We start from the raw sequence: 2,082 nt of genomic DNA, 5'->3' as shown, positions 1-2,082 counted from the left end.
GCAGGTGACGGACGTCGCCCCCACGCCCGCGGTCAGCGACGCCCAGATCTCACAGCTCGGCCGCGGCCGGTTCATCTGGCCGCTGCAGGGCGACCTGCTGTCGGAATTCGGGCCCAAGCCCGGCAACCAGCGGAACGACGGCATCAACATCCGCGCCCGCGCCGGCGACCCGGTCCGGGCCTCCGCCGCCGGGGACGTGGTCTACGCCGGCGATCAGGTGCCGGGCTTCGGCAACCTGGTGCTGATCAAGCACGAGGACGGCTGGGTGACCGCCTACGGCCACCTGTCCCGCGTCGACGTGAAGATGACCCAGAAGGTCACCCAGGGGCAGCAGGTCGGCCAGGCGGGCTCGACGGGCGGGGTGAGCGAGCCGCAGCTCCACTTCGAGGTCCGCTACGCCCCGTCACCGCTCGACCGGGCCCGGCCGATCGACCCGAAGCTCGTTCTCCCGCGGTAGGATCAGAGCGGCAGCGGCTTGCCCAGCTCACCCGCGAGGTCGCGGATGAACTGCCATGCGACCCGGCCCGAGCGGCCGCCGCGCAGCTGCGCCCACTGCAGGGCCCGGCGCTCCAGGTCCGGAACGGCCAGGCCGAACCGCTCGGCGTAGCCCGTGACGGCCGCCAGGTAGGTCGGCTGGTCCATCGGCGGGAAGCCCACCCACAGGCCGAATCGGTCGGAGACGCTGACCTCTTCCTCCGCGTCCTCGGCGGCGGCCACCAGGCCGCGGTCCTCGGCGTGCGCCCGGGGCATCAGGTGGCGGCGGTTGGAGGTGGCCACGAACAGGACGTTGCCGGGCGGGCCGGAGACGCCGCCCTCCAGGGCCGATTTGAGCGCCTTGGCCGCCGCCGCGCCCTCCTCGAATGAGAGGTCGTCGCACAGCACCACGAAGCGCTCGGGCCGGCCGCGCAGCACGTCGAACAGGCCGGGCAGGGCGGTCACCTGGTCGCGGTCCACCTCGACGAGCTTCAGGTCCCGCGCCTCGGCGGCCACTGCCATGAAGGCGGCCTTGGCCAGCGAGCTCTTGCCGGTGCCCCGCACCCCCCACAGGAGCGCGTGGTTGTAGGGCAGGCCGCGGGCGAACCGCTGCAGGTTCTCCAGGAACCGCGCCTTCTGCCGGTCGACGCCGACCAGGCTTTCCAGCCCCAGCGGATAGTCCGGCGCCGGGTGGAAGCCGCCGGTCGCCGGGTCGTGCCGGAACAGGCTGGCTCCGGCGAACACCGGCGCCTCGGTCCTTGGCGGCGCCAGGCGCTCGAGGGCTTCGGCAATGCGCTCCAGCACGGGTTTCAGCTGCGGGTCCATCGGCGGACGCATAGCCGCCGAGCGGTTCCATTGCAAAACGGGGGCGCAGCGCATAGCTTCCGCCGACCTCGACGGGGGGCTCTGTAGAGCCGCCCCGTCTGCCCTATTCCGGAGAGGCCATGTTCGCCACCCCCGCCTATGCCCAAGCCGCCGGCGCCGCTCCTGCGGGCCCCGAGGGCATGCTGATCCAGTTCCTGCCGCTCATCGGCCTGGTGATCCTGTTCTACTTCCTCATGATCCGGCCGCAGCAGCGCCGCATGAAGCAGCACCAGCAGATGCTGACCGCGCTGAAGCGGAACGACGTCGTCGTCCTCTCCTCCGGCATGATCGGCAAGGTCGTCCGCGTCGAGGACAAGGAAGTCGGCCTCGAGATCGCCACGGGCGTGACGGTGAAGGTGGTCAAGACGATGATTGCCGACGTCCGCACCCGCGGTGAGCCGTCGCCGGCCAACGACTCCAAGGTCTGAGCCCAAAAGCCGCTCCGATGCTCACCCTCTCCCGCTGGAAGGTCATCCTCGTCGTTCTGGCGGTGGTGCTGGGCGTGCTCTTCGCCCTGCCCAACGTGATTCCGGCCGAGACGCGCGCCCGGCTGCCGGCCTTCATGCCGAAGCAGACGCTCAACCTCGGCCTCGACCTGCAGGGCGGCTCGCACCTGCTGCTCGAGGTCGACACCGCCGCGCTGCGTCGCGAGCGCCTGACGAACCTCGTCGAGGACGTCCGCCTCAACCTGCGCAACGAGCAGGTCGCCTTCACCGACCTGGGCGTCGCGGGCGGCGAGGTGGC

3 protein-coding genes and 1 pseudogene are annotated in these 2,082 nt (G+C 71.5%); 3 read left to right on the top strand and 1 reads right to left on the bottom strand.

The window, feature by feature from the left end; all coding sequences use genetic code 11:
- A partial coding sequence (locus V7Z97_RS20265; RefSeq protein WP_334165412.1) for a murein hydrolase activator EnvC family protein occupies positions 1-457 on the top strand: 457 nt, incomplete at its 5' end.
- Positions 458-459: 2 nt separating this feature from the next.
- Here V7Z97_RS20265 and V7Z97_RS20260 read toward each other — a convergent pair.
- Positions 460-1,299 (bottom strand): ATP-binding protein, encoded by an 840-nt coding sequence (locus V7Z97_RS20260; RefSeq protein WP_334165416.1) that lies wholly within the window; start codon positions 1,297-1,299, stop codon positions 460-462.
- Between the two features lie 119 nt (positions 1,300-1,418).
- Between V7Z97_RS20260 and yajC the strand changes: the two genes are divergently transcribed.
- The gene (gene yajC, locus V7Z97_RS20255) at positions 1,419-1,766 is read left to right on the top strand and encodes a preprotein translocase subunit YajC (RefSeq protein WP_325460697.1); all 348 of its coding nucleotides are present in this window, start codon (positions 1,419-1,421) and stop codon (positions 1,764-1,766) included.
- Positions 1,767-1,783: 17 nt separating this feature from the next.
- Positions 1,784-2,082 (top strand): annotated as a pseudogene (locus tag V7Z97_RS20250) (protein translocase subunit SecD); the annotation flags it as partial.

This window comes from Phenylobacterium sp., assembly GCF_036821595.1.
In the GTDB taxonomy this organism is placed as follows: domain Bacteria; phylum Pseudomonadota; class Alphaproteobacteria; order Caulobacterales; family Caulobacteraceae; genus Phenylobacterium.
This window is presented reverse-complemented; position numbering and strand designations above follow the sequence as displayed.

Coding starts and splice junctions, on each gene's coding strand:
- V7Z97_RS20260 (WP_334165416.1), bottom strand. CDS start 1,299: ATGGACCCGCAGCTGAAACCCGTGCTGGAGCGCATTGCCGAAGCCCTC.
- yajC (WP_325460697.1), top strand. CDS start 1,419: ATGTTCGCCACCCCCGCCTATGCCCAAGCCGCCGGCGCCGCTCCTGCG.